This window comes from Thermus neutrinimicus (assembly GCF_022760955.1).
In the GTDB taxonomy this organism is placed as follows: domain Bacteria; phylum Deinococcota; class Deinococci; order Deinococcales; family Thermaceae; genus Thermus; species Thermus neutrinimicus.
In genome coordinates, this window is the sequence record NZ_JAKTNU010000001.1 from 304,854 (window position 1) to 330,464 (window position 25,611).

The following is a 25,611-nucleotide window of genomic DNA, read 5'->3' on the forward strand; positions in this document are numbered from 1 at the left end:
GCTTAGTCCGCACCCACGGGGGCCCTGGAGGGATGCCCCTCGAGGGCCACGCCCTTTCCCACCACCTTAAGCCGCACCCGGTCCCCCACGCGGAAGGGGCTTTCCGGTCCTTCCTGCACCAGGATCTCCTTCTCCGGGGAGAAGAGGCGCACCCGGTAGGTGAGGTCGTGCCCCTTGAACTCCCGGGCCAACACCTGGCCCAGGGTACCCTCCGGGGCTTCGGGGGGAAGAAGCCTTAGGGCCTCGGGGCGCAGGGAGAGGAGAAGGGGCCCGTGGGCAGGCTCGGCCAGGGGCACAGGGCCCAGGCAGGTCTCCGCATACCGGCCAAACCCCTCCCCCGAAAGCAGGTTGGTGCGGCCCAGAAACTGGGCCACGAAGGGGGTCTTGGGCCTCAGATAGACCTCCTCCGGGGTACCCACCTGCTCCAGCCTTCCTCCCCGCATCACCCCTAGGCGGTCGGCGAAGGAGAGGGCCTCTTCCTGGTCGTGGGTGACCAAGAGGGCGGTGGTGCCTGTTTCCTTGAGGATCTTGCGCACCTCCTCCCGGGTGCTGGCCTTGAGGCCGGCATCCAGGCTGGAAAAGGGCTCGTCCAAGAGGACCAGCTTCGGCCCCGGGGCCAGGGCCCGGGCCAGGGCGATGCGTTGCTGTTGCCCCCCGGAAAGCTCCCCGGGCTTGCGGTCCTGGAAAAGGGTCATGCCCACCCGCTCCAGGGCCTGTTTGGCCTTCTCGTAGCGGTCTTTCCCCTTAAGGCCGAAGGCCACGTTGCCCAAGGCGGTGAGGTGGGGGAAAAGGGCGTAGTCCTGGAAGACAAAGCCGATGCCCCGGTTTTCCGGGGGCAGGGGGGTGATCTCCTTGCCCTCTAGGAAAATCCGCCCTGCCTCCGGGTTTTCCAGCCCGGCCACCACCCTGAGGAGGGTGGTCTTGCCACAGCCCGAGGGCCCCAGAAGGGCCAGGATCTCCCCGGGAAAGACCTCGAGGTCGATCCCCTTAAGCACCTCGTGTCCCCCGAAGCGCTTGACGATGCCTTCCAGGACTAAAAGCGGCGCTCGCTCCAAAGCAACACCCCCACGAAGGCCGCCGAGAGGAGGGCGATGGCCAGGGCGAAGGGGGCGGCCTCGGCGAACATGGCTTCCTGAGTGTAGCTGAAAACCCGGGTGGAAAGGGTGCTGTACCCCATGGGGGCGAGGAGGAGGGTGATGGGGAGCTCCTTCACCGCCCCGATAAAGGCCAAAGCCCCTCCCGCCACCGCTCCCCGCCAGAGGAGGGGGAAGGTCACGCGGAAGAAGGCCCGCGCCGGGGTGTCCCCCAGGGTCCTGGCCGCCTCCTCGAGGCGCCGTGGCACCTGGTAAAGCGCCCCCCGCACCGGCCCCAGGCCCTCGGCCAGGAAGTGGAAGGCCAAGACCAGGATGAGGAGGGGCAGGGTGCCGTAGAGGAGGGGAAGGCCCTTCAGGCTGAAGAAGATCCAGGCCAGGGCGAAGGCCAAGGGGGGGATGGCGTAGCCCAAATAGGCCAGCCTCTCCAGGAAGCGGGAGGCAGGCGAGGGGTAGCGCACCGCCAGGTAGGCGATGGGCAGGGCCATGCCCACCGCCAGGAGGGAGGCGGGGATGGCGGCCATGGCGGAGTGGGAGAGGGCTTCCCAAAGCCCCGTGAGGTTTTCTCGGGGAAAGCGGCTTGCCAGGTGGAAAAGGGCATAGAGGGGAAGGACCAGGGCCAGGAGGACGGGGAGGAGGAGCAGGAGGTAAGCCCAGGGGGTGAACCTGCCTAGGCTTAGGGGCCTGGCCCTTTTCCCGCTCCCCTTTCCCGTGCGGGCCAGGCTGAGGCGGCGGAGGAAGGCTCCTTCCAGAAGAAGAAGCCCCCCGGTGAAGAGGAGGAGGAAAAGGGCCAGCCAGGCGGCGTACACCCGGTCAAAGGCGGCGCTGTACTGGAGGTAGATGGCGTAGGAGAAGGTCTCGTAGCGCAGAAGGCTCACGGTGCCGAAGTCCCCCAGGACGTGGAGGCCCACCACCAGGTATCCCGAAAGGAGGGCGGGGAGGAGCTGGGGAAAGACCACCTGGAGAAAGGCCCTTAAAGGCCTCAAGCCCAGGGTGCGGGCGGCCTCTTCCAGGCTGGGGTCCAGCCCCAAAAAGGCGGCCCGCAAGCCCAGGAAGAGGTAGGGGTAGGTGATGAGGGAGAGGACGAGAAGGGCCCCCCAGTACCCCTCGAGGCGGGGCAAGGGGAGGATCCCCCCGGGCCCCGTGGCCGAAAGGATCACGTAGGCGCCCACGTAGCCGGGGATGGCCAGGGGCAGGGTGAGGAGGATGGAGAAGAGGCGCTTTCCCCTAAGGTCGGTGCGGGTGGTGAGGAAGGCCAGGGGCAGGGCGAGGAGGGTGGTGAGGAGGAGAACCCCCAGGAGGAGGGAAAGGGTGTTCCTGACCAGCTCCAGGTTCTTGGGGCGGAGGAGGATGTCCCTCAAGGTTTCGGGATCCGCTTCCAGGGCCCTTAAGGCCAGGTAGAGGAGGGGAAGGGCCACCCCGCCCCCCGTGAGGAGGGCGGGCACCAGGAAGGGCAGGAGCCCAGGAAGTTGCTGGAGCCTTCTTGCCCTGGTCATCTCCGGCTTCGGCACTCGCCCATGGTGTCTGGGGGGAGGGGGGTGGTCCTAGAGAATCCCCAGTTCCCTCAGGAGCCTTAGGGCCTGGTCCAGGGGGAGCTTCTCAAAGTCCAGCTTGGGGCTTTTCCCCAGGGCCTCCTCGAGGGGCAAAAGTTGGGCATCGGCCACCACTCCCTTCACCAAGGGGTATTCCCCCACGGCACCCGCGAAGTACTGCTGTCCCTTGGGGGAAAGCAGGTAGGTGAGGAAGCGGTTTGCGGCCACCAGGTTCTTGGAGGTCTTGAGGATGCCTGCCCCCGTGACCAAGGCCAGGTTACCCGCATCCCCGTCCCTGAAGTAGTGGAGCCCCAGGTTGTACCCGGCCCGGCGGAAGCGCACCACGTAGTAGTGGTTGGTGGAGCCGAGGTCGATCTCCCCAGCGCGGATGGCGTCCAGCATGGCCGGGTTAGAGGCGTAGCTCTTGGGGTTTAGGGCCTTCATGGCGGAAAGCCACTCCCGGGTCCTGCTTTCCCCATGGAGGGCGATCATCCCCGCCACCATGTCCTGGAAGCTGGAGTAGGTGGGGGTCCAGCCCACCCGGCCTACAAGGCCCTTTTCCTGGGCGAAGCGGGGGAGGTCCAGGATGCTTGCGGGAAGCTCTTCCGGCTTAAGCCTTTGGGGGTTATAGGCCAGGACCCTCAGGCGCACGGTTACCGGCACCCAGGCCTTGGAGGCGGGCACGAAGGCCAGGGGTTGCCTAAGCAGGGTATCCCCCAAGGGCCTCAAGAGCCCTTTGCTTGCCGCCTGGCCCAGGGCGCCCGCGGTGTTGGCCCAGAAGACATCCGCCGGGGAACGGCTTCCTTCCTCCTGCAAGGCCGCCAGGATCTGGGCGTCGGTGCCGTAGCGCACCTGGACCCGGATACCGGTTTCCGCCTGGAACTGCCTCACCAAGGGTTCCACCAGGCTCTGCCCCCGCCCGGAGTAGAGGGTTAGGGTCTGCTGCTGGGCAAAGGCCAGTCCTAAAGCCGCAAGGCCGATAAGGGTCAGGAACCTTCTAAGTTGCATCTCGCCTCCTTCCCGCATCCCCAGGGGTTTCCCCAGGTGAGGGCGCCCTCTGCCTGGGGACTTTACCCCAAGGGGGGGTTAAAGTCAAGTATTCCGGTCGGATTTCCTAAGTTTAGAAGTGATAATCACTTGCAACCAGGGGAAGACGCCTGCCAGGTCCTGCGGCCAGAAGGGGGTTTCCCCGGTATGGACTAGGGGTACGGGGTTTCGGGTGTGGTTGGGATGCCAGGGTTCCTCGGCGTTCCCGTGGTCGGAGGTGAGGAGGAGGGTGCCGCCTTCCTCCAGGAAACCCTTCAGGAACAGGGAAAGCTCGCGGAAACGCTCGGGAAGGGTATCCGGAAGGCGGTGGGCGGCCAGGTCCAACGCCCAGTACTCCAGGACCACCAGGTCAAACCCTCGGGCCAGAGCCGCCGTTTTGGCCCCTACCCCCAAAGGGTCCTCCCAGAAGGCGGGGGGGAGGGCCAGGGGGTGGCCTAAGGGCAGAAGGGGAAGGCCTGCCAAGAGGGCTGCTTGGGCAAAGGCGGAAAGCATAAGCCTTCTTCCCCCCGTGGCCCGCTTCAGGTACTCCGGGCGGTAGGCGTTGGCGTGGAGCACGTTCAGACCCTCCTCCCTAGCCCAGGCGTAAAGGCCTTGCCGGAGAAGGGGCCTGAGCCTGGGGCTGGGAAAAGGCCCTTGATGGTAGCCTAGAAGCTTAGCGGCATTGACCCCGGTGAGGAGGGTGGTCTGGCCCGTCCCCGACTGGGGCAGGCCCTCCACCCCTAAGGTGGCGTCCAAGGCCTTGGGGGAAAGTTCCAAGAGGAAGGGGAAGAGCTCCTCCAAGGCCTCTCCCAGGCCCAGGCCGTCCACGAAGAGGAAGAGCACGCCCATAGTCTCTGCTTCCCGCCCCTTTTCGTCAAACCGGAGGGGAGGGGGAAAAGTGCCTTTCCTCACCGCAGCTTCCCCAAGGTTCCAGGTATCCTGGCCCTGGAGGTAAGCCTATGCCGGTTAGAAAGGCCAGTGCGGTGTGGGAAGGTGGTTTGCGTAACGGCCAGGGCCTTATGAAACTGCAAAGCCAGGTCTTTGAGGGGCCCTATTCCTTCCCTTCCCGCTTTGAGGAGGGGCCGGGGACCAACCCCGAGGAGCTCATCGCTGCCGCCCACGCGGGGTGCTTTTCCATGGCCTTGGCGGCCTCTTTGGAGCGGGAGGGCTTCCCCCCTAAGCGGGTTTCCACCGAGGCCCATGTGCACCTGGAGATGGTGGAGGGGAAGGCCACCATCACCCGGATTGACCTGGTCACCGAGGCGGAGGTGCCGGGGATCACCCCGGAGAAGTTCCAGGAGATCGCCCAGGCGGCCAAGGAGGGGTGCCCGGTTTCCCGGGCCCTGGGGGCGGTGAAGGAGATTGCCCTAAAGGCCCGCCTCGTCTAACCCTCCCCTTTCCAGAGGAGCCGGCCGCAGGAGGGGCAGCGCACCAGCTGCCCCTGCACCACCTTTTGCGCCACGTGGGTGGGCAGCACCACGTTGCACCCCTCGCAACGGAAGACCTGGCCTTGGCGGTGCATGCGGGCGATGCCGGTGCCCTTGCGGGCCCGGCGGATGGCCTCGTACTCCTTCAGGACAGGGACAGGGATGGCCTGGGCCATGAGGGAGCGTTCCTCCAGCCTGAGGGCGATCTCGGCCTTTAGGGCTTCCACCCTTACCCGGTTGGCTTCCAGGAGCTCCTCCAGGCGGGGCTTTAAGGCGGCGAGCTCGGCTTCCACCTCCTGGATCTCGCTTTCCAGGTTCTCCATGGCCTCCATGATGGGGGTGGAAAGCTCCAGGAGTTCCCTGATGCGGTCCTTGATCTGCTGGATGCGGTTCTCGTACTGGGTCTGCTCGCGGGCGCTTTGGGCCTGGCGCTGCTCGGCCTCCGCCTGCTTTTCCTTGGCGGTGAGGTCCTCGATGTCCAGGCTGTGGCGGTGGTACTCCTTGCGGAGCTCTGCCTGGCGCTCCAGGAGGTCGGCAAGCCGGTCTTCCAGGGCCTCCACCTGGGCCTTCACGGAAACCAGGTCCTGGGGGAGGGTTTCCGCCTCCTTTTGCAATCGGTCTATCTCCAGGTCCTTTTCCTGCAGGTGGTAAAGAGCCTTAAGCGCCTCAAGCTGTCCCCTGTGGGGAACATCCGCCCCGTTCACGTTTCCCATTCTAACCCCAGAAGGAAGGGGTTGGTCTTGGCCTCGAGGGCCAGGGTGGTGGGGGGCCCATGCCCCGGATAGACCTCCGTCCCCTGGGGCAGGGTGAGGAGGCGCTTTAGGGAGCGGAAAAGGTCCTCCCGGCTTGCCCCGGGAAGATCGTAGCGGCCGATGCTCCCTCGGAAGAGAAGGTCCCCGGAAAGGACTTTAGGGGGTTGTCCGGCCTCGCCGGGATGGATGAAGGCCACATGGCCCGGGCTGTGGCCAGGAAGGTGCCACACGCTGAGGCCGAAGAGGACCTGCCCTTCCTCCAAAGGCTCCACCGGGAGGGGAGGGTCGGGGATGATGAGGCCCCACATGCGGGCCACCTCCGCCGCCTGCCGGTAGAGGGGAAGGTCCAGGGGGTGGAGGAAGACCGGCAAGGACAGGGCCTCCACCAGGGGGGCCACCGCCCCCACGTGGTCGAAGTGGGCGTGGGTGAGGAGGATGGCCCGGGGCATGGACCCCGTGGACGCCAAAAGGGCCAGGATCCTCTCCGCCTCGTCCCCGGGGTCTATGAGCACCACCCCTTCCCTTCCCTCCACCAGGTAGGTGTTTTCCTGGAGAGGGCCCACGCTCAGGCGGTAGACCCTCATGGCTCGGTGGGAAGGCCCTCCCCTAGCCACTCGTGCATGGAGCCCAGGTAGTTCCTGGCCTTGACCCCCAGGCTTCTCAGCACGAAGAAAGCCACGGCACTCCGGGCCCCGGAGTGACAGTAGACCCCCACCTCCTGTCCCGGCTCCAGGCCTAGCCGCTTCAGCACCCCATCCGGCTCCAGGAAGAGCTCCAGGGGGGCGTTCCGGCTTCCCGGGATCCGCCCTCCCTTGGGGCAGCAGGGGGGGTGGAGCTTGCCCTGGTGCTCCTCGGGGCTTCGCACATCCAAAAGAAGGGGGTGCCGGGCCGCCTCGTCCGCGGTGAGGAGCCAGTCCCGCCGGAGGCGGGCTAAGGTGTCCGAACGCTTGGGCTTGGGCTCCTCCCGCTCGGTGGCGTGGGCTTCCCAGCCCTCGGTCCAAAGTTCCACCTCAAGCCCCCCAAGGCCCAGGAAGAAGGCGGTGCGGCAAAGGCGGCTGGTGAGGCCCTCGTCGTAGAGGATTACGGGGCTTTTGAGCCCGAGTTCCCCGAAAAGCTCGCTGAGGCCAGCCTCCAGGGCCCTAAGTTCCGCCTCTTCCCGCAGGCGAAGCCGGGGGGCCGAGAGGTCCAGGTGGCGGGCGCCTGGCAGGTGGCCTGCCTCGTAGGCAGACCTGGGCCTGGTGTCCACCAAGACGGCTTCGGGAGGGATCTCCATGCCCTTGATTATAAGGGGCGCAGGGGTAGGCGTCAGAGGATAAGGATACTTGACAAAATAAGGCGCAGGTGATATGGGTGAGGATGGAGGTGATGGGTATGGCCCTGGTTCGTAGGGAAGTGCGTCCCACGGAGATTACCCCCTTCCGTACCTGGGGTCCTTTCTCCCTCCTGGAGGAGGCCAACCGGCTCTTTGAGGAGGTCTTGGGCGACTTTGCCCGGCCCGCGGCCACCTTTGTGGCCCCTGCGGACCTCTACGAGACCGACGAGGCCCTGGTCCTGGAGATGGCGGCGCCGGGCCTGGCTCCTGAGGACCTGGAGGTGAGCCTCGAGGGCAGCAAGCTCACCGTACGGGGCCAGGTGAAGCCCGCCGAGGAGGCTAAGGTGCGCCGCTACTACCTGCAGGAGATCCCCCACGGCTCCTTCGTGCGCACCTTCAGCCTCCCCGTGGAGGTGGATGCCTCCCAGGCCAAGGCGGAGTTCCGCCACGGGATCCTGCGCCTCACCCTGCCCAAGGTGGCCGAGGCCCGGGCCAAGCGGATCCCCATCGAGGTGGTTCAGTAAGCCCTTAGGCCCCATTCCCCCGGGAGGTTTCCCGGGGGTTTAGGCCCTCCTTAGGGCCTCGGCCAGGCGCCTCAGGGCCTCTTCCAGCACCTCGGGGTAGGTGGCGAAGTTGAGGCGCACGTAGCGGTCGTACCCTTCCCCGAAGTTCTCCCCGGGGTTTAGGGCCACCCGGGCCTCCTTGAGGAAGAAGGAGGCTGCCTGGGGAAGGGGGGTTTTGAGCCAGGCCAGGTAGGTGCCCTCCGGGGCAAAGTGTCCCAGGCCCACCTCCTTGGCCCAAGCCGCCACCCGGTCGCGGTTGGCCTTGAACCGGGCGAGGGTCTCCTCCAGCCAAGGCCCCGCCTCCAGCAGGGCAGCCTTCCAGGCGGCCATGGCCAAGACGTTGGGGAAGGTGTGGGGCAGGTGGCGCCTAAGGGTCTCCACCAGGGGCTTAGGCCCCACCACGGCCCCTAGGGGGAGCCCAGCCAGGTTGTAGGCCTTTCCTGGGCCCAGCAGGGTGAGGGTGCGCTCGGGGAGGAGGCGGGCCAGGGGCACGTGGGTCCTCTCGTAGGTCAGGGGGGCGTGAAGCTCATCGGAGACCACGATGAGGTCGTGCTTGCGGGCGATGGCGGCCAGGGCGGAAAGCTCCTCCTCCCCAAAGACCCTTCCCGTGGGGTTTTGCGGATGGCAGAAGAGGAGGAGCCTGCTGGCGTACGCCAGGCGCTCCAGGCCCTCGAGGTCCAGCCGGTACCCCTCCTCTGTTTCCCTTAGGGGATTCGCCAGAACCGTGCGCCTTTGCTGGCGGATGGCGGCCAGAAACGGGGGGTATACGGGGACCTGGGTCAGGACCCCTTGGCCAGGGGCGGTGAAGGCGGCCACCGCCCCGAATAGCCCCACCACCACCCCGGGCATGAAGGCCACCTCGCCTTCCAAACCCGTCCTTTCCAGGATGAGGGCCTTGAGCTCCGGGTCCCCCTCCCGGGGCGGGTAGCCCAAAAAGCCCTCGGCCCTCTCCCCAATGGCCCGCCGGATGGGCTCGGCCACGGGGAAGTCCATGTCCGCCACCCAAAGGGGCAGGACGTCCTCGGGATAGGTGCCCCACTTCAGCGAGTCCTTGCGGGGGGGAAGCACCATGGGCTTATCTTACCGGCCCAGGCGCCTTAGCATGTACCAGGAAAGGAGGATGAGGGGCAGGCTCACCACCTGGGTGGCGGTGAAAAGGCCGATGCCCAGCTCGTGGTTGCGGTACACGGGAAGCCAGAGGGGGTTTAGCCGGAAGGGCTCCTCGAGGACCGAGCGGAGCACGCTGTACCACAGGAGGAAGTTCCAGAAGGCGTACCCGAAAAAGGGCTTCTTGCGAAGCCAGTAATAGGAGAGGGGCAGGAGGATGAGGCCCACCAGGGCCCCGTAGATCTGGGTGAGGTGCACGGGGCCCCGGAGGAGCTCCGCGCACCGGTACACCTGGGAGATGTCCTCAATGCCGGGGCAGATGCCCGGGAAGCCCTTAGCCCACTCTGGCCAGGTGAAGCCGATGGGCAAGGAGGTAAGGCGCCCCACGGTATCCGAGCCATTCATCAGGTTCCCGATCCTCCCGGCGATGATGCCCAGGGCCACCCCCGGGGTGGCGGCGTCCAGGTAGGGCCAGAGGGGATAGCCCCTTCGCCTGTGAAAGTAGAGGAAGACCAGGGCCCCGCCCAAAATGGCCCCGTGGAAGGAGAGGCCCCCGTGCCGGATGTACAGGATCTCCACGGGATTTTGCACGAAAGGACCGGGGGAGGTGAGGACGTAGCCCAGCCTGGCCCCCACCACCCCGAAGATGACGGCCCAGAAGGCCACCACCTCAAACCGCTCCGCATCCAACCCCCAGGCCTTAAGCCGGCGCTTGGCCAGCTCAAAGCCGATGAAGATGGCCAGGGTCAGGAGAAAGCCATACCACTGGATGCGCAAGGGGCCGATCTGGATCATGGTGGGGTTCATGCCTCACCCCCTCTTTGGAGCTTCTGCACCAACTCCATCAGCGACCTCTCGTCAAAGAGGCCCTCCAAAAGCACCCTATCCCCCAAAAGAAGCACAGGTACCCGGAAGGTGTAGAGGCGGAAGAGCTTTGGGTCTTGGTCCACATCCCGGCGCACATAGGGTATTCCCAAAGTCCAAAGGGCCCTTTCCGCCTTTTCGCAAAGGCCGCACCCCTTGCGGGTGACGAAGACCAGGTCCATGGGGAAAAGCATACCCTGGCCGAGGCCCCAACTGGCCTTGCCAGGTGGGGGTGGCATCAGAAGATGGCCCGGATCACCAGGATCCCCATGGCCACGTGGAGGATCGCCTTGGCCACCACGCCCCCCATGAGCCCCACCAGGGTGCCCCAGGCTGCCTTGAGGGCCTCCTCGGGCTTCCTCCCCGAAAGGTACTCAAAGAGCCAGGCCAGCAAAAAGGGCAGAACCAGAACCCCCACCACCCCCAGGAAGAGGCCTAGGAGCCCGCCCAAGAAGGCCCCCCAAAGCCCTGCCCGTCCCGCCCCGTACCTTTTCGCCCCAAGAAGGGTGGCCAGGTTGTCCAGGGTCATGGCCAGGAGGGCCAGGACCCCTAGGGCCAGCCACAGGCCCAAGGAAAGTTCCCGGAAGCCCACCAGGGCCTCGTGGAGGAGGGCGGCGGCCAGGATCAAAAGGGTGGCGGGAATGAAAGGCACGAGGGTAAGGAGCACCCCCGCCCCCCATAGGACCACAAAGAGCCAGTCGGCGAAGGCATCCATGGGTTAAGCCTAGGATCTGCCTGGATGAGAAGGGAAAGGGACATCCCTCCTGGGGCTTGGCCTTAAGCTCAATGCGAGGAGGCGGGTATGGACTTTGGCCTACCCAAGGAGCAAGGCGTGGTAAAAACCCAACCCCCCTTCGGGGAGGTGCGGGAGGGCCGGGTGGCCCTCACCCCCCAGGGGGTGCGGGAGCTGGTGAACCGGGGCCACCGGGTTTATGTGGAGCGGGGGGCAGGGGAGCGGGCCGGGTTTCCCGACGCCCTATATGAGGAGGCCGGAGCCCGGCTGGTGAGCCGGGAGGAGGCCTTTGGCCGGGGGGAGGTGGTCTTGAAGGTGGGAAGGCCCACCCTCGAGGAGGTGGCCCTCCTCCGCCCCGGGGCCACGGTGATGGCCTTTTTGCACCTGGCGGTGGCGGAGTCCCCTTTGGTGGAGGCCATGGCGGAAAAGGGCCTAACCGCCATTGGGTACGAACTCATCGGGGCGGAGGGAAGGCGCCCCGTGCTCAAGGCCATGAGCGAGATCGCAGGCCGCCTGGCCCCCCAGATTGCGGGAAGGCTTTTGGAGGCCCCCTTCGGCCCCGGGGTGCTCCTTTCGGGCCTGCCCGGGATTCCCCCTGGGGATGTGGTCATCCTGGGGGCAGGGGTTTTGGGGAGGGCGGCGGCCCGCTCCTTTTTGGGGACGGGGGCCTCGGTCTACCTCTTGGACAAGGAGCTTTCTGCCCTGGAGGAAGCCTCCAAGGAGGCCAAAGGGGCGGTCACCGCCCTCATCACCCAAAGCCGGCTGGAACGGTACGCCGCCTTCGCCGATGTCCTGGTGGGGGCGGTGGCGGTGCCTGGGGAAAGGGCCCCCCTCCTCCTGAGCCGGGCTCTCCTCTCCCGCATGCGCCCGGGGGCGGTCCTCCTGGACTTCGCCATCGACCAGGGAGGGATCGCGGAAACCAGCCGGGTGGGGGTGTACCAGGAGATGGGTATCACCCACTTCTGCCTTCCCAACGTGCCTGCCCTGGTGCCCCGCACCAGCAGCCACGCCCTTACCGCCACCCTTCTGCCCTTTCTCCTAGAGGTGGAGGAGGACCCCTTGAAGGTGCCAGAGCTCCGGCAAGGGGCCTACCTCCTCCTGGGCCAGAAAGGAGGGCACCTGGAATGAGCTACCGCAAGAAGCTGACTTCCCCTGAGGATGCCGTCACCCTCATCCGATCCGGCATGCGGGTCTTCGTCTCCGGAAACGCCGCTACCCCCACCCCCCTTCTCAAGGCCCTGGCCGCCCGCAAGGACGAGCTGGAGAATGTGGAGCTCGTCCACCTTCTGCAGATGGGGGAGGATCCCTTTGCCTCCCCGGAGATGGAGGGGCACTTCCGGCGCCGCTCCCTCTTCGTGGGGCCCACCGACCGGGAGGCGGTGAACCAGGGCCGGGCCGACTACGTACCCATCCTGCTCCACCAGGTGCCCTGGCTTTTTAAACGGCGCATCCTTCCCCTGGATGCCGCCATCGTCCAGGTTTCCCCGCCCGATGAGCATGGCTTCTGCTCCTTGGGGGTGGAGGTGATCGCCACCAAGGCGGCCCTCGAGGCGGCCCCCCTGGTGATCGCCATGGTGAACCCCAGGATGCCCAGGACCCTGGGAGACACCTTCGTCCACGTCTCCCGCTTCACCGCCATCGTGGAGCTGGACTGGCCCCTGCCCGAGCTGAGGCGGGAGGGCTTTGGCGAGGTGGAGCGGAGGATCGGGGAGCACGTGGCGAGCCTCATCGAGGATGGGGCCACCTTGCAGATGGGCATCGGGGCCATCCCCGATGCCGTTTTGGCCAGCCTGGAGGGAAGGCGCGACCTTGGGGTCCACACGGAGATGATCTCGGATGGGGTGTTGGAGGCCTTTGAAAAGGGCCTCATCACCGGGGCCAAGAAGACCCTCCACCCCGGCAAGGTGATCGGCACCTTTGTCCTGGGCTCGGAAAGGCTTTACCGTTTCGTCCACGACAACCCCCTCTTTGAGCTCCACCCCGCCGATTACGTGAACGACCCCTTCGTGGTGGCCCAAAACCGCAGGATGGTGGCCATCAACTCTGCCATCGAGGTGGACCTCACCGGCCAGGTGGTGGCGGACTCCATCGGCACCCGCATCTACTCGGGCTTTGGCGGCCAGCTGGATTTCATCCGGGGGGCGGCGAGAAGCGAGGGGGGCAAGCCCATCATCGCCCTGCCCTCCACCGCCAAGGGGCATAGCCGCATCGTCCCCTACCTGAAACCGGGTGCAGGGGTGGTTACCACCCGGGCCGACGTGCACTACGTGGTCACCGAGTGGGGCGTGGCCGAGCTCTTTGGCCGTTCCCTGAGGGAAAGGGCCATGGCCCTTATCAACATTGCCCACCCCGATTTCCGCGAGGAGCTTCTAAAGGCTGCCTGGGAGAGGAGGTTGTTACCCCGGGCTTACCCGGGCCTAGATGTGAAGACCTGAAGGCCCCGGGAGGGGACGTGGGGATTCGGGCAGGCAGGAGGCTTTTCTGGCTGTCAAGGGTTCTTTTGGGAGAGCGGTGCCCTTGACAAGCGGGGGGATATGGTCCCTAAATAGGGGGCGATGCCGAGCGGAGACCGGCCCCATGGGGCTCAAGGGAAAAACCCCCGCCGTCAAAAGGGTCCTGCGGTTGACCACCTCGATGCGCCTGCAGGGGAACCAACTCCCCAAAGGGAACACTCATGGGCTCCCACCCTGGTGGTGGTGGAATCCCCCGCCAAGGCCAGGAGCATCCAGAAGATGCTGGGTCCCGGTTACGAGGTTAGGGCCAGCCTGGGGCACGTGGCCGACCTTCCGGAACGGGAGCTTGGGGTGGATGTGGGGCGGGACTTTGCTCCCACCTATGAGATAAAAAAGGACAAGAAGTCCGTGGTGGAAGAGCTCAAGCGGGCGGCAAAGGGCAAGCGCCTCCTCATCGCCACCGACCCCGACCGGGAGGGGGAGGCCATCGGCTGGCATGTGGCGAGGCTTTTGGGGCGGGATCCCCGGGAGCCTCTGAGGGTGGAGTTTCACGAGATCACCCCCAAGGTGGTGCGGCAGGCGGTACAAAACCCGAGGCCCATAGACCAGAACCTGGTGGATGCCCAGCAGGCCCGGAGGGTCCTGGACCGCTTGGTGGGCTATAACCTTTCCCCCCTTCTTTCCCTGGAGTTTCGCAAGCGGGCCCTTTCCGCTGGCCGGGTGCAGAGCGTGGCCCTAAGGCTTTTGGTGGAGCGGGAGGAGGAGATCGAGGCCTTCCGCCCGGAGGAGTACTGGACCTTGGAGGGGGTTTTCACCCTGGGCCAAGACCGGGCCCTTTCCGCAAGCCTCCTCGAGGTGGAGGGCAGGCGCCTATGGGCTGGCCAGGGGGAGAAGGAAGGAAAGCTTCACTTGGCACGCGAGGCCCAGGCGAAGGCCTTGGCCGAGGAGGCCAGGGGGAGGCCCTACCGGGTGGTCCAGGTGGAGACCAGGGAGCGCCGCAAATCCCCCCCGCCCCCCTTCACCACCTCCACCCTGCAGCAGGCGGCCAGCAGCCGCCTGGGCTACACCGCAAGCCGCACCATGCGCATCGCCCAGCGCCTTTACGAGGGCGTGGACCTTCCCGAGGGGACGGTGGGCCTCATCACCTACATGCGCACCGACTCCGTGCGGGTTTCCCCGGAGGCCCTCCAGGCGGCCCGGGAAGTGGTCCGGATGCACTTTGGGCCCGAGTACCTGCCGGAAAGCCCCCGGGTTTACCGAAACCGCAAGGAGGGGGTGCAGGACGCCCACGAGGCCATCCGGCCCACCGATGTGCGGCGCACTCCCGATGGCGTGAGGAAGTACCTTTCCGAGGAGGAATACCGCCTTTACGACCTCATCTGGCGGCGCTTCGTGGCCAGCCAGATGCGGGATGCCCTTTACCACCAGACGGTGGTGCTCCTTAAGGATGAGGGGGAGAAGCCCCGCTTCACCTTCCGTGCCTCGGGCTCGGTGCTCCTGTTTGAGGGGTACCTCAAGGCCTGGGGGCGGGGGGATGAGGGCGGTTCCCTTGGGGATAAGGGGCCCCAGGGTGGGATGGCGCAGGAGGGTCAGGAAGCGGAGGGGGAAACCCCCTTGCCCCCGGTGGCGGAGGGCACCAGGGCCGAGCTCTTAGAGGTCAAGGCCCAGCAGCACTTCACCGAGCCCCCACCCCGGTACACGGACGCCACCCTGGTGAAGACCATGGAGGAGCTGGGCATCGGGCGTCCTTCCACCTATGCCCCCACCCTGGAAACCTTGGAAAAGCGGGGGTATGTGGTACGCAAGGGGCGCACCCTGTCGCCCACCCCCCTGGGCCGCCAGGTGACCCACTACCTCAAGGAGCGCTTCCCCCAGGTGGTGGCCTATGAGTTCACCGCCCGCATGGAGGACCGCCTGGACCAGGTGGAGGAGGGAAAGGCCCCCTGGCCCAAGGTGGTGTGGGAGTTTTACGAGCCCTTTCTGGGAGAGCTTTCCCAGGTGCCCAAGAAGACCTGCCCCCGGTGCGGGAGGCCTTTGGAGCTCAAGGTAAGCCGCTACGGGCAGTTTCTGGGATGTACGGGCTACCCGGAGTGCACCTACACCGAACCCTTGGAGAGGAAGAAGGAGGCCGAGCCCATCGGGGAGGCTTGCCCCAAGTGCGGAAGGCCCCTGGTGCGCAAAGAGGGGCGGTACGGGAGCTTTATCGCCTGCTCGGGCTATCCCCAGTGCGACTACACCCGGGACGACGGCCAGCCCACGGGCCATGCCTGCCCCAAGTGCGGGGGCCGGGTCTTGGAGAAGCGAAGCCGCCGGGGCAAGCCCTACTACAAGTGCGAGAACAACGCCTGCGATTTCCTTTCCTTCTACCCCCTTATGGACCAGAGCTGTCCCTCTTGTGGCTGGCCCTCCGTGAAAAAGGGGGAAGGGGCCTGCCTCAACCCTGCCTGCCCGGCCCATGACCCTAAGCTCCTCCCGTCCCCCAAGGCCCCTACCCGGGAGGCCTCGAGGTCCAAGGCCAGGGGGTCTCCCCGCCGCAAGGCCCCAGGGGTGGGCCGCACCGGGGCAAGGACCAAGGGGCAGGAGGCATCCCCACCTAAACCCCCTAAGGACTGGGAGGAGCTCAGGCCCTTCCTTGGGGAACTCGCCCCGGAGGAGCGCCAGGCGGCGGAGGCCTTGGCCCTTGGGGAACCCCTCTCCCCGGAGGCGGCCAAGCTGGCCCGGCGGGCTCTCTTTAAACTTCGTATGAAAAAGGGCCGCGCCAGGAAGGAGGCGGTTACCTGATGCCAAGCTTCAAGCTTCACCTCTTGCGCCTGGCCCGGGAGGGAAGGGTGGAGGTGCCGGGGATGGCTGTGCGCGCCTATCCGCTAACCCGGGAGGAGGGGCGAGGGGAAGGGGGTTTTTACCTGGTGCTGGAAGGGGAGCTGGTCATTGACCTGCCCGAGGGCCGCTACCTTCACCTGAAAAGGGGGGAGGCGGCCCGGCTCACGGAGCCCCACCGCCTTGTCCCGGTGGAGCGGGCGGTGCTTCTGGAGGTGGGGTAGGCCCCACCAGGTATACGGCACCCCAGGGCCGGTAGAGGCTCACCACCTGGTCTTCCAGCGCCCGTCCGTCCTGGTAGCGCACGGTGCGCCTCACCTCCACCCGGGCCCCCTCGGCGGCGAAGTCCACCTGCTTGCGCACCCCGGGGGGCAAGGAGGGGTCCGGGATCTCCCGGGGAGGCAAGGGGGGTTTCCTATCGGAGATGAAGGGGCCTTCCCAGCGCACCTCCCGGTCCTTGGTGCCGAAGAGGTGGAAGCGGAGCTGGGTGCCCACCACGGAGCGCTGCACCAGGATATGCCCCGGGGTGTCGTTCACCGCCTTGAGGTCCTTGTAGGGTTGGATCACCGCGGCATCCAGGCCGGGGGGCTTGTAGTAGGCCACCTGGTAGCTGTGGGCATGGCGCTCCTTTATGGGTAGCCCGGCGAGGAAAAAGGCCCGGAACAAGGTGGTGGAAACCTGGCAGACCCCGCCCCCCACGCCCTCCTCCGTGCGGTCCCCCACGATGACGAAGGCTTCCTTGTACCCCTCCTCCTCGGTGACCGGCCCCAGGACCTGGTTAAAGGAGAAGGTGCCCGGGGGGATGAGGAGGCCATCCAGCTTGCTGGAGGCCAGAAGCAGGTTGTGGGTGCGCTCCCGGCTGGAACCCCGGAAGTCGGTTTCCCCCGTGGCCAGGTGTTCCCGGATACCCAAGGCATACAGGTCTTTCAGGCTGGGGGTTGGGGGGATATGGCGGACGGGCAGGCGGAAGCTTTTGCGCCCCCTCGCCAGGGCCTCGCGGTAGGCGGCCAGGACCTCCGCCTCGTCAAAGGCGAGTCCCTTTTTCTCCACCCCCCGCCAGCGCCCATCCTGGAAGATGAAGCGGGGCTTTCGGGGCTCGCGGGCGAGCTTCCTGATCAGGCTTCTCAGCTCCTTCTCCGAGGCCACGGGGTAGGACTGGCTGCCCACATAGCTCAAAAGCCGGCCGTCTTCAATGGCATCCTCCTCCAGGACCAGAATGGCGGTGAGGGGGGAGGAATCCACATGGGCGCTATTCTGGGCCAGGGCGAGACCCAGGGCCAGCGTCCAGGCGAATCGCCGAAGCATGGAGGCAATCTACCACCTACCCCGTAAAAGGTCTGTGAAAATCCCCACCGCCCGGTACAGGGCTTCCTCCTCCTCTGGGGAGAGGTAACGGGCCTGGCCTACGGGGAGGTCCCCCAGGGTGAGGGGGCCCAGGGAGAGCCGCTTCAGGTAGAGGACCCGGTTGCCCCGGGCCTGGAACATGCGCTTCACCTGGTGAAAGCGCCCTTCCCTCAGGACCAGCTCCACCCGGGTGGGGTTTTGGTCCCAGGAGAGCTCTGCGGGAAGAAGCCTGGTGCCCTCCAGAACCAGGCCCTCGCCAAAGGCCTTTTGGTCTTCCCCTGTGGCGGGGTGCTCCAGGTGGACCAGGTAGCGCTTTTCCACCTTGTGACGGGGATGGGTGAGGCGGTGGAGGAGCTCGCCGTCAGTGGTGAAGAGGAGGAGCCCCTCCGTGTCCTTGTCCAGGCGGCCTACGGGGGAGAGGTCCCGGGTGGGAAAGCCCTCGAGGAGGGTAAAGACCGAGGGGCCCTCCTTGCGGCTGGTCACGTATCCCGCAGGCTTGTGCAAGAGGACATGGTGATGGCACCGCACCGCCAGGGGTTGGCCGTTCACCTCGAGGCGCGCCCCTGGGGGCACGTGGAAGGCAGGGTCCCGGACCACCTGCCCCGCCACCCGCACCTGGCCGCTTCGCACCACGCGGGCCACCTCCTTGCGGCTTCCCAGGCCCAGACGGGCCAGGAGCCTGTCCAGCCTTTCCCCCTTCATGGCTCCATGGCCCCTTCCAACCACCCCAAGGCCTGGATCTCATGCCCCGCTTCCTTCAGGGCCTGGATGAGGCGGATCAGGGCCTGACATCTTACCCATTCCTCCCAGTCCAGGGGCGCCATCCTCTTTATTCTAGAGGGCATGAGGCTTTACCAGGAGGACAGCTACGCCACCCGCTTCCGGGCCCGGGTGGTGCGGGCCTGGAGCGATGAAAAGGGGCACTACGCCGTGCTCTCCGAGACCCTCTTTTACCCGGAGTCCGGGGGACAGCCGGCGGACACGGGGGTGCTGAAGGGGGAGTTTGGCCAGGTGCGGGTCCTCCACGCCTTTGAGGAGGCCAAGGCCTTCGGGGACGTGGTGCACCGCCTGGATGCCCCCATCCCCGAGGGATGGGAGGTGGAGGGGGAGATTGACTGGAGCCGGCGCTTTCGCCACATGCAGCGCCACACCGCCCAGCACATCCTCTCCCAGGCCCTTTTGCGGGCCGGGGGGTACCACACGGTCGCCGTGAGCCTGGATGGCCCGGTTTCCACCGTGGACCTCGAGGAGGAGGTGGAGGAGGCCAAGATCCAGGAAGCGGAGGCCTTGGCCAACTTCGCCGTGTACGCGGACTACCCCATTGAGGCCTTCTTTGTCTCCCAGGAGGAGCTGGCCCACTACCCCCTAAGGCGGCCTCCCAAGGTGCAGGGCCAGGTGCGCCTGGTGCGGATCGGGGACTTTGACCTGGCGGCCTGCGGGGGCACCCACCTCAAGACCAGCGCCCAGGCGGGGCCCATCAAGGTCCTGAAGTGGGAGCGGTATAAGGGGGGAAGCCGGGTGTACTTCATGGCGGGGTGGGAGGCTTTGGAGGACTACCATGCCAAGCACGCCCTCCTTTCCCGCCTGGCCCTTTCCTTCTCCACCAGTCCCCTGGAGCTGGAGAAACCGGTGCGCCGGCTTCAGGAGGAGGTGTACGCCCTAAAGGGCGAGAACCTGGGGCTCAAGGAGGCTTTGGTGGAGGCCCTCCTGCCCCGGGCCCTCGAGGAGAGGGTGCTCCTGGTGCCGGCCCCCGTCCTGGGGGACCTGGCCAAGAGGCTTCTTTCCTGGAGCGAGAGGACCTTTTTGCTGCTTTCCCCTGAGGGCCGCTTCGCCACCCTGGGCCCTGGCCGGCAGGAGGTGTTGGCAAGGCTTAGAGCCCTAGGGGCCAAGGGCGGGGGAAGGGAGGTGGTCCAGGGAAGCCTGCCCAAGGAAAGGGTGGCCGAGGCCCTGGACCCGGGCGTCGTACCCTAAGGGCATGGGGCTTTTTGAGGGGAAGGGGGTCTTGGTCACGGGGGCGGCCCGGGGCATCGGCCGGGCCATCGCCCGGGGTTTTGCCCGGGAAGGGGCCCTGGTGGCCCTTTGCGATCTGCATCCTGAGGGGCAGGAGGTGGCGGAGGAGATCGGGGGTTTCTTCGTCCAGGCGGACCTGGCTGAGGAAAGGGACCGGGTGCGCTTCCTGGAGGAGGCGAGCCGGGCCTTGGGCCGGGTGGATGTCCTGGTGAACAACGCCGCCATTAGTGCGCCAGGCTCGGCCCTCACCGTGAAGCTTCCCCAGTGGCGCAGGGTCCTGGAGGTGAACCTCACCGCTCCCATGCACCTCTCCGCCCTGGCGGCCCGGGAGATGGCCAAGGTGGGTGGGGGGGCCATCGTGAACGTGGCCAGCGTCCAGGGGCTTTTCGCCGAGCAGGAGAATGCGGCCTACAACGCTTCCAAGGGGGGGCTTGTCAACCTCACCCGTTCCTTGGCCTTGGACCTGGCCCCCTTGGGCATCCGGGTGAACGCCGTGGCCCCGGGGGCCATCGCCACGGAGGCGGTGCTGGAGGCCATCGCCCTTTCCGAGGACCCGGAGAGGACCCGCCGGGACTGGGAGGACCTCCACGCCCTGAGAAGGCTGGGCCAGCCCGAGGAGGTGGCGGAGGCGGTGATTTTCCTGGCTTCGGAGAAGGCCAGCTTCATCACCGGGGCCATTTTGGTGGTGGACGGGGGGATGACGGCCAGCTTCATGATGGCGGGGAGGCCCGTCTAGCCCCACCTTGACAGGGTGGGGGTTTTCGGCCAACCCCTGGCCCGCCCAATCTCCTTAAACCCTTACGGGGAGGGGATGGGGAAAAGGGGCCTCACGTGGCGTGGTCCTTGTAGGGTTCTCCCCGCAGATCCGAGATGAGGTGTACGGCCACGTAGGCCCCATCCCCTGCGCTCACGATGGCGTGGCCCGGCACCTTGCCCCGGGCCACCCCGGCGGCGTAGACCCGGGGGTAGTTGGTGCGCCCCATCTCGTCGGTGTCGATGTAGAGGCCCTTTCGGGTCAGGCCCAGGAGGGAGGGCAGGGTGGGGTCTTTGTGGGTGCAGAGGAGGAGCCTTTCCGCTTCCACCGTGCCCTCCTCGGTTTCCACCTCAAAGACCCCTCCCAGGTCCCGCACCCCCTTGACCACGCCCCTGCGAATCTCCGCTCCGTAACGGCGGGCGTGCTCCTTTAGCCTTTCCAGAAGCTCTTCGCCTGGGGGCTCGTCCAGGAGGCCGGGGTAGTTGGGGACCCGGCTCACCTGGGCGACTTTGGAATGGCCTCCGTCCAGCACCAGGACCTTAAGCCCGGCCCTGGCGAGGAAAAGGGCCGCGGAAAGACCCGAGGGGCCGCCGCCCACCACGAGAACGTCCCACATACCTTTTAGAGTATAGGGGTTGGGAAGGGAGGGGAGAGGGCAAGGTATAATCGGCGGCGCATGCTCTTGGACGACCGCTACCCGGTGCTGGAGACCCTCGAGGAGAGGGAGGGGATCACCCTTTATCGGGTGGAGGGTGGGGTGGTTTTCGCCTTCCAGGTGCGCACCCCTGAGGACAAGGAGCGCTTTTACCGGTACCGGGCGGCCATCAAACGTCTAGAGGAGCTTGGGCTTGTGGAGGCGGTGGTTTCCGCCAAGCCCGGCCGCTACTACGCCTTTTTTCCGGAACGTCCCCTGGCCCGGAAGGCTCCGCCCCGGGCTGCCCTCGAGGCCCTGGCCCCCTTGGGATTTGGCCCAGAGCATCTGGCCATGGCGGAGGAAGGGGTGGCCTACCTGTCCCCCTGGCCCCTGGGGTCTGCCCGGCGGGCCTTGGCCCGGGCCCCTTCCCGTCCTCGGCCGGGCTTTCTTCTGGGGGCAGCCCCGGGCCTTCTCCTCTCCCTCCTGGGGCTATGGCTTTTCTCCCAAGGGATTTACCGCTACTTCAATCCCCCCGAGTACCCCGTGCCGAACCTGGTGGGCAAGACCGCCCGGGAGGCCTTTCTCCTCCTGAAGGATACGGAGCTTAGGCTGGAGGTGGTGGAGGGGAACGATCCTACCAAGCCCAAGGAGGTGGTGCTGGCCCAGGAGCCTCCACCGGGAACCCGCCTTAGGGTGGGGCGCGCCGTGCGCCTTACCCTGAACCAAGCCCGGCTGAACCCCTTGCCCGAGCTCAAGGGACTTCGCCAGGAGGAGGCCGAGGCCAGGCTCTCCGAGCTGGGCTACCGCCTAGCCGGGGTGGCTCAGACGGAAAGCCCTGAGCCTATGGGCACGGTGCTGGCCAGCGATCCACCCCCTGGAACCCCCTTGCCCCCTGGGGCTTCGGTGTGGCTTCTCGTTTCCCAAGGGGCCTCCCTTGGCCCCACGGTGCCCCTTCCCCAGCTCACGGGCCTAGGCCAAAAGGAGGCGCTTTTCCTCCTGAACGCCATGGGCCTGCAGGTCCAGGTGGAGGAGGTGCCCTCCGGGGCTCCCTCCGGCACGGTGTTGGCCCAAGAACCTGCCCCCGGCACCCCCATGCCCCCAGGAGGCGGGGTACGCCTGAGGGTGGCGGCGAGGGGGGAGGTGCTGGTGGGGGCTCTAGGCCCTTTGCCTGCCCCTAAGCCCGAGGCCCCCTCCGTGACCCTGGCCCTGGATCTTCCCCAAGAGGCAGAGGGGCGCCAGGTGCGCTTGGTGCTGGTGGACGACCGGGGGGAGCACCTGGTCTACGAGGGGGAAGGCCGTGGGGGCCTGAGGGTTTCGGGTACCTATGAGGTGGTGGGGGAGGCCCGCTTCCGCCTTTACCTGGACGGGGAGCTTTTCCAGGAGTGGGCCCCCTGAGGTTTTCCCGGTTGGGGGGAGGGCGTGAAGGGGGGCTGGGCTGAGGAACTGGCGCTCGCCTATCTCCTTGGGCGGGGCTACCGGCTTCTTGGCCGCAACCGCCGCACCCCCTTTGGGGAGGTGGATCTATTTCTGGAAAAGGACGGGGTTTACGTGCTGGTGGAGGTCAAGCAAAGGAGCTCAGGGGCTTACGGCACCCCCTTGGAGGCCTTGACCCCCAGAAAGGTGGGGCGCCTTTTGCAAAGCGCCCGTTACCTCCTGGGCCGGGACGATCTTCCGGTGAGGCTCGAGGCCATCCTGGTCCATGGGACCCCCAGGGTCCACCGGATAGAGCACCTGGTGTTGGAAGTGTAGGGGGAAATCCCCTCGCCTTTGGCCCTTTGGGTAAGCTTGAGGGTGTTTAGGAACCTCGAGGCCTACCTCCAAGCCCTGGAGCGGCGAGGGGAGCTCAAGCGGATTAGGGTACCCGTTTCCAGCGAGCTGGAGATCACGGAGATCGCCGACCGCATGGTGAAGACGGGGGGTCCAGCCCTCCTTTTCGAAAGGGTGGTGGGTAAGGACTTCCCCGTGGCCATCGGCCTCTTCGGTACCCGGGAGCGTACCGCCTTCGCCCTGGGGGTTGGGGACCTGGACGAGCTTTCCGAGAAGGTGGCCCGCTTGCTGGAGTTGAAGCCGGGAAGGGGAGGGTTCTCCGCCCTCATGGGCCTTCTTCCCAAGCTTCCCCTTCTTAGGGGGTTCTTTCCCAGGTGGGTGGGGAGGGCCCGGGTGCAGGAGGTGGTCCTGAAGGGGGAGGAGGTGGACCTCGCCCGCTTGCCCGTGCTGAAGTGCTGGCCCTTGGACGGCGGGCCCTTCCTCACCCTGCCCCTGGTGGTCACCAAGGACCCGGAGACCGGGGAGCTCAATGTGGGCATGTACCGCATGCAGGTTCTGGACAAAAGGAGCACGGCCATGCACTGGCAGCTCCACAAGGTGGGCCGCCAGCACCTGGAAAAGGCCAGGAAGCTGGGGAAAAGGCTGGAGGTGGCTGTGGCCTTGGGGGGGGATCCCATCCTCACCTACGCCGCCACCGCCCCCTTACCCCCTCTTCCAGGGGTGAGCGAGTTCCACTTGGCGGGGTTCCTGCGGGGGGCTCCCGTGGAGCTGGTCCGGGGCGTCACCGTGGACCTTCCCGTGCCCGCCGAGGCGGAGTTCGTACTGGAGGGATACATCGACCCCGAGGAGCCCCTGGTGGAGGAGGGTCCCTTTGGGGACCACACGGGCTTCTACACCCCCGTGGACCTCTATCCCCGCTTCCACGTGACCGCCATCACCCACCGGAAAAGGGCCATCTACCCCACCACCATCGTGGGGGTACCTCCCATGGAGGATGCTTACCTCATCGAGGCTTCCGAGCGCCTTTTCCTCCCGCCCTTGCGCCTCATCCTCCCCGAGGTGGTGGACTACCACATGCCCCCGGAAGGGGTGGCCCACAACTGGGTGAACGTGGCCCTGCGCAAGGCCTATCCCGGCCAGGCCTACAAGGTGGCCTACGGGATGCTGGGGCTTGGGCAGATGATGTTCGCCAAGGTCATCGTGGCTGTGGACGGGGATGTTCCCGTGAAGCCAGGGTTTCAAACCCTTTTGGAAGCCCTCCAGCATGCCTTGCCCGGGCGGGATACCCTTATCCTTCGGGGGCCTATGGATGTGCTGGACCATAGCTCGAGGGGCTTCGCCTTTGGGGGGAAGCTTTTGGTGGACGGTACCCGCAAGCTTCCCGAGGAGGGAGGGGAGGTGCCCTTTGTCCCCAGGGTCCACGGGGAGCTTCCCCAAGACCCGGAGGCCCTGGCCCAAAGGCAGTGGCCGGGGATCTGGGGGGTGGCCTTGCGCAAGGAGAGGCCAGGCCAGGCCATGGCCCTGGCGGAAAGGCTCCTTAAGACCCCGCAAAGCGCCGGCATCCGCCTTCTCCTCCTGGCGGACCACGACACCCTGCTCACCCCCGAGGAGCTCCTTTGGGCGGTGCTCAACAACATCGACCCGGAGCGGGATGCCCGGGTGATGGAGGGGGCAGAAGGACCCGTCTTGGTGCTGGACGGCACCCGCAAGCTACCCCAGGAGGGCTTTGCCCGCACCTGGCCCGAGCGCATCCGCATGGATGCCCGTATCAAGGCCCTGGTGGACTCCCGTTGGGAAGAGTACGGCCTTTAGGCGGTGCGCAGGGCCCGGTTGCGGAGGAGGCCGCTTCGCATGGCCCGCACCACCTCCCGGTGGAGCCTGCCCTTTTTAACTTCCTCCTCGAGGACCCCCAAGGCCTCCTCGGGCCGTGTGGGTTTGCGGTAAGTGCGCACGCTGGTCAGGGCATCGTAGATGTCGGCGACGGTTACCGCTTGCACCAGAAGGGGTATATCGGTAAGGCCATCGGGGTAGCCGGAGCCGTCCAGTTTCTCGTGGTGCCAGCGGACATAGGGTTTTAGGCGGGCGTAGGCCCGAAGGGGCCGGATGATCTCGTCCCCCTTCACGGGGTGTTCCCGGATAAAGCGCCACTCGTTTTCCGTTAAGGGATAGTCTCCCCGCAGGATGTGGTCGGGGATGGCGATCTTACCCACGTCGTGAAGGAGCGCGCCCATGTGGAGGTCCTCCAGCTCCTCAGGCTTTGCCCCGAGCTCCTCCGCGGTCCAAAGGGCGTACTGGGCCACCCGTTCCCCGTGGCCTGCGGTGTAGGCGTCCTTGGCTTCCACCGCCCTCACCAGGGCGAGAAGGGTCCTCTCCAGGTCCTCCAGCTTCTCTTGCAGTTTCCGACGCTCCAAGTGGCCTTTCACCCGGAGCCTGAGCTCTGCCAGGTCCACGGGGCGGTTTAGGAAGTCGTCGGCCCCGGCCTCTATGCCCCTAAGGCGCACTTCCCGGTCCCCATCGGCGGTGAGGAGGATGACGGGAAGCAAGGGGTCCAGGGCCTTTACCTTGCGGGTGAGCTCGAGGCCATCCATGATGGGCATGTGCAGGTCGGTGAGCACCACGTGGGGAAGCCCGTCCCTTAGGAGGTCCAGGGCCTCCTGCCCATTTCTGGCCTCCTGGACCTCCACCCTTAGGGGCTCCAGGGCCCGCATGAGGAGGAGGCGCTGGACGGGTTCGTCGTCCACCAACAAAACTTTCTTTGCGAAGGGGGACTGGGAGTGTTTCATGGCCTCACCCCCCTGAGCAGGTGGCCCAAAAGCGCTGGGCGGCCGTGGTCCATCTGTCCCGTGCGTTGCACCAGCCCTTTTCGCTCCAAGCGAAAGAGCTGGAAGCGCACCAGGTCTAGGGGCAGGCCAAGGGCTTTGGAGAGGCCTTCCGCAGACACCCCTTTTTCCAGGTAGGGAAGCGATCTAGCCAGAAAGCTTTCCTCCGGTAGGTGCTTCTTGGCTATATGGGAAGCCTTGAGGATTGCCTTGGGAGGAGGGAAGTATGGACGATAGCGCTCCAGCTCGTCCTGGAGGGTGACAGTGCTTAGCAGAACCTTTTCCACGGGCCAGTTCAGGCGCACCTTGTGTTTGGGCTTGGCCCCGGGGAGGAACTCAAAGCTCCCCCTGCGGGCCCTAAGCAAGGCCTGCAGGGTGGCCTTGGCACTCAAGGCTTCCAGGGGCCTACCGCCCTGATCCACCGAGCGGATGTAGCCTGGCTTCAGGTAAATGGTGGTGGCGGGAATATCCTTTAGGTTCCAAATCTCCAGGGCCCCTTCCTTTTGGGCGAGGAGCTGGAGGAGCTCCTCGAGGGGCAGTGCATCAAGGCTTCCAAATAGGGCCATAACCCAACCTCCTGGTTTCACCCTAGGGCTCCCCTGGGAA

Annotated in this window: 28 protein-coding genes; 11 read left to right on the forward strand and 17 right to left on the reverse strand. The window is 66.3% G+C overall.

Annotated features, from left to right (window positions below):
• Positions 1 to 2: 2 nt before the first annotated feature.
• From L0C59_RS01640 to L0C59_RS01655, 4 genes are all read right to left on the reverse strand, one after another.
• Positions 3 to 1,055, reverse strand: a complete 1,053-nt coding sequence (locus L0C59_RS01640; protein WP_243089420.1) for an ABC transporter ATP-binding protein — start codon at positions 1,053 to 1,055, stop codon at positions 3 to 5.
• Positions 1,034 to 2,587 carry an ABC transporter permease gene (locus L0C59_RS01645; protein ID WP_243089519.1) on the reverse strand — a complete coding sequence of 518 codons (1,554 nt, stop codon included), beginning with the start codon at positions 2,585 to 2,587 and terminating at the stop codon, positions 1,034 to 1,036. The genes L0C59_RS01640 and L0C59_RS01645 overlap by 22 nt, the downstream gene beginning before the upstream one ends.
• Positions 2,588 to 2,635: 48 nt before the next feature.
• Entirely contained in the window at positions 2,636 to 3,631 is a 996-nt protein-coding gene (locus L0C59_RS01650) for an iron ABC transporter substrate-binding protein (protein ID WP_243089422.1), read from the reverse strand.
• Between the two features lie 84 nt (positions 3,632 to 3,715).
• Positions 3,716 to 4,492 carry an alkaline phosphatase family protein gene (locus L0C59_RS01655; RefSeq protein ID WP_243089520.1) on the reverse strand — a complete coding sequence of 259 codons (777 nt, stop codon included), beginning with the start codon at positions 4,490 to 4,492 and terminating at the stop codon, positions 3,716 to 3,718.
• A 116-nt stretch (positions 4,493 to 4,608) separates the two neighbouring features.
• Between L0C59_RS01655 and L0C59_RS01660 the strand changes: the two genes are divergently transcribed.
• A complete protein-coding gene (locus L0C59_RS01660) occupies positions 4,609 to 5,037 on the forward strand; it encodes an OsmC family protein (protein WP_243089424.1) in 429 nt (142 codons plus the stop codon).
• Here L0C59_RS01660 and L0C59_RS01665 read toward each other — a convergent pair.
• The 3 genes from L0C59_RS01665 to L0C59_RS01675 are packed head-to-tail and all read right to left on the reverse strand — an operon-like array spanning position 5,034 to position 7,101.
• Positions 5,034 to 5,789: a zinc ribbon domain-containing protein gene (locus L0C59_RS01665; protein ID WP_243089426.1), complete on the reverse strand. Its 756-nt coding sequence runs from the start codon at positions 5,787 to 5,789 to the stop codon at positions 5,034 to 5,036. The genes L0C59_RS01660 and L0C59_RS01665 overlap by 4 nt on opposite strands.
• Positions 5,777 to 6,412 carry an MBL fold metallo-hydrolase gene (locus L0C59_RS01670; protein WP_243089427.1) on the reverse strand — a complete coding sequence of 212 codons (636 nt, stop codon included), beginning with the start codon at positions 6,410 to 6,412 and terminating at the stop codon, positions 5,777 to 5,779. The genes L0C59_RS01665 and L0C59_RS01670 overlap by 13 nt, the downstream gene beginning before the upstream one ends.
• Positions 6,409 to 7,101: a sulfurtransferase gene (locus tag L0C59_RS01675; RefSeq protein WP_243089428.1), complete on the reverse strand. Its 693-nt coding sequence runs from the start codon at positions 7,099 to 7,101 to the stop codon at positions 6,409 to 6,411. The genes L0C59_RS01670 and L0C59_RS01675 overlap by 4 nt, the downstream gene beginning before the upstream one ends.
• Positions 7,102 to 7,199: 98 nt before the next feature.
• On the opposite strand from L0C59_RS01675, the gene L0C59_RS01680 reads away from it, so the two are divergent.
• The gene (locus L0C59_RS01680; protein WP_243089429.1) at positions 7,200 to 7,664 is read left to right on the forward strand and encodes an Hsp20/alpha crystallin family protein; all 465 of its coding nucleotides are present in this window, start codon (positions 7,200 to 7,202) and stop codon (positions 7,662 to 7,664) included.
• Between the two features lie 39 nt (positions 7,665 to 7,703).
• On the opposite strand, the gene L0C59_RS01685 is transcribed toward L0C59_RS01680, so the two are convergent.
• From L0C59_RS01685 to L0C59_RS01700, 4 genes are read right to left on the reverse strand one after another with little or no spacing between them, the layout of a single operon-like run.
• Entirely contained in the window at positions 7,704 to 8,774 is a 1,071-nt protein-coding gene (locus L0C59_RS01685) for a cystathionine beta-lyase (protein WP_243089430.1), read from the reverse strand.
• Positions 8,775 to 8,783: 9 nt separating this feature from the next.
• Entirely contained in the window at positions 8,784 to 9,605 is an 822-nt protein-coding gene (gene lgt, locus L0C59_RS01690) for a prolipoprotein diacylglyceryl transferase (RefSeq protein WP_243089521.1), read from the reverse strand.
• Positions 9,606 to 9,613: 8 nt separating this feature from the next.
• Positions 9,614 to 9,868 (reverse strand): glutaredoxin family protein, encoded by a 255-nt coding sequence (locus L0C59_RS01695; RefSeq protein ID WP_243089431.1) that lies wholly within the window; start codon positions 9,866 to 9,868, stop codon positions 9,614 to 9,616.
• Positions 9,869 to 9,912: 44 nt separating this feature from the next.
• Positions 9,913 to 10,389 (reverse strand): DUF456 family protein, encoded by a 477-nt coding sequence (locus tag L0C59_RS01700; protein WP_243089432.1) that lies wholly within the window; start codon positions 10,387 to 10,389, stop codon positions 9,913 to 9,915.
• 87 nt (positions 10,390 to 10,476) lie between these two features.
• Here L0C59_RS01700 and L0C59_RS01705 point away from each other — a divergent pair, with 87 nt between their 5' ends.
• The 4 genes from L0C59_RS01705 to L0C59_RS01720 all read left to right on the forward strand — a co-directional run bounded on the left by L0C59_RS01705 (position 10,477) and on the right by L0C59_RS01720 (position 15,901).
• Positions 10,477 to 11,535 carry a 3-hydroxyacyl-CoA dehydrogenase NAD-binding domain-containing protein gene (locus tag L0C59_RS01705; RefSeq protein ID WP_243089434.1) on the forward strand — a complete coding sequence of 353 codons (1,059 nt, stop codon included), beginning with the start codon at positions 10,477 to 10,479 and terminating at the stop codon, positions 11,533 to 11,535.
• A complete protein-coding gene (locus L0C59_RS01710) occupies positions 11,532 to 12,842 on the forward strand; it encodes an acetyl-CoA hydrolase/transferase family protein (protein WP_243089436.1) in 1,311 nt (436 codons plus the stop codon). The genes L0C59_RS01705 and L0C59_RS01710 overlap by 4 nt, the downstream gene beginning before the upstream one ends.
• Before the next feature lie 297 nt (positions 12,843 to 13,139).
• Positions 13,140 to 15,641, forward strand: coding sequence for a type I DNA topoisomerase (gene topA / locus L0C59_RS01715; RefSeq protein ID WP_243089522.1), 2,502 nt, complete (start codon positions 13,140 to 13,142; stop codon positions 15,639 to 15,641).
• A complete protein-coding gene (locus L0C59_RS01720; protein WP_243089439.1) occupies positions 15,641 to 15,901 on the forward strand; it encodes a cupin domain-containing protein in 261 nt (86 codons plus the stop codon). Before topA ends, L0C59_RS01720 begins: the two co-directional genes overlap by 1 nt.
• Here L0C59_RS01720 and L0C59_RS01725 read toward each other — a convergent pair.
• The 3 genes from L0C59_RS01725 to L0C59_RS11085 are packed head-to-tail and all read right to left on the reverse strand — an operon-like array spanning position 15,843 to position 17,845.
• Positions 15,843 to 16,982: a VanW family protein gene (locus L0C59_RS01725; RefSeq protein WP_243089440.1), complete on the reverse strand. Its 1,140-nt coding sequence runs from the start codon at positions 16,980 to 16,982 to the stop codon at positions 15,843 to 15,845. The two genes, L0C59_RS01720 and L0C59_RS01725, sit on opposite strands and share 59 nt — an antisense overlap.
• Positions 16,983 to 16,991: 9 nt before the next feature.
• On the reverse strand, positions 16,992 to 17,723 hold the full coding sequence (locus L0C59_RS01730; protein WP_243089442.1) for a pseudouridine synthase: 732 nt from the start codon (positions 17,721 to 17,723) through the stop codon (positions 16,992 to 16,994).
• A complete protein-coding gene (locus L0C59_RS11085) occupies positions 17,720 to 17,845 on the reverse strand; it encodes a hypothetical protein (protein WP_279232400.1) in 126 nt (41 codons plus the stop codon). The genes L0C59_RS01730 and L0C59_RS11085 overlap by 4 nt, the downstream gene beginning before the upstream one ends.
• Positions 17,846 to 17,864: 19 nt before the next feature.
• Between L0C59_RS11085 and L0C59_RS01735 the strand changes: the two genes are divergently transcribed.
• Together L0C59_RS01735 and L0C59_RS01740 are read left to right on the forward strand one after the other, a co-directional pair.
• A complete protein-coding gene (locus tag L0C59_RS01735) occupies positions 17,865 to 18,992 on the forward strand; it encodes an alanyl-tRNA editing protein (protein WP_243089443.1) in 1,128 nt (375 codons plus the stop codon).
• A 4-nt stretch (positions 18,993 to 18,996) separates the two neighbouring features.
• The gene (locus L0C59_RS01740; protein WP_243089444.1) at positions 18,997 to 19,767 is read left to right on the forward strand and encodes an SDR family NAD(P)-dependent oxidoreductase; all 771 of its coding nucleotides are present in this window, start codon (positions 18,997 to 18,999) and stop codon (positions 19,765 to 19,767) included.
• Positions 19,768 to 19,858: 91 nt separating this feature from the next.
• On the opposite strand, the gene L0C59_RS01745 is transcribed toward L0C59_RS01740, so the two are convergent.
• On the reverse strand, positions 19,859 to 20,401 hold the full coding sequence (locus tag L0C59_RS01745; RefSeq protein WP_243089445.1) for an NAD(P)/FAD-dependent oxidoreductase: 543 nt from the start codon (positions 20,399 to 20,401) through the stop codon (positions 19,859 to 19,861).
• Positions 20,402 to 20,461: 60 nt separating this feature from the next.
• Between L0C59_RS01745 and L0C59_RS01750 the strand changes: the two genes are divergently transcribed.
• From L0C59_RS01750 to L0C59_RS01760, 3 genes are read left to right on the forward strand one after another with little or no spacing between them, the layout of a single operon-like run.
• Positions 20,462 to 21,814: a PASTA domain-containing protein gene (locus L0C59_RS01750; protein ID WP_243089446.1), complete on the forward strand. Its 1,353-nt coding sequence runs from the start codon at positions 20,462 to 20,464 to the stop codon at positions 21,812 to 21,814.
• Positions 21,815 to 21,838: 24 nt separating this feature from the next.
• Complete coding sequence (locus L0C59_RS01755; RefSeq protein WP_243089448.1) at positions 21,839 to 22,168, forward strand: YraN family protein; 330 nt, start codon at positions 21,839 to 21,841, stop codon at positions 22,166 to 22,168.
• A 42-nt stretch (positions 22,169 to 22,210) separates the two neighbouring features.
• Positions 22,211 to 23,998 (forward strand): menaquinone biosynthesis decarboxylase, encoded by a 1,788-nt coding sequence (locus L0C59_RS01760; protein ID WP_243089523.1) that lies wholly within the window; start codon positions 22,211 to 22,213, stop codon positions 23,996 to 23,998.
• Here L0C59_RS01760 and L0C59_RS01765 read toward each other — a convergent pair.
• Together L0C59_RS01765 and L0C59_RS01770 are read right to left on the reverse strand one after the other, a co-directional pair.
• On the reverse strand, positions 23,995 to 24,969 hold the full coding sequence (locus tag L0C59_RS01765) for an HD-GYP domain-containing protein (RefSeq protein WP_243089449.1): 975 nt from the start codon (positions 24,967 to 24,969) through the stop codon (positions 23,995 to 23,997). The two genes, L0C59_RS01760 and L0C59_RS01765, sit on opposite strands and share 4 nt — an antisense overlap.
• Positions 24,966 to 25,571, reverse strand: coding sequence for a DUF4388 domain-containing protein (locus L0C59_RS01770; RefSeq protein WP_243089452.1), 606 nt, complete (start codon positions 25,569 to 25,571; stop codon positions 24,966 to 24,968). The genes L0C59_RS01765 and L0C59_RS01770 overlap by 4 nt, the downstream gene beginning before the upstream one ends.
• Positions 25,572 to 25,611: the final 40 nt, after the last annotated feature.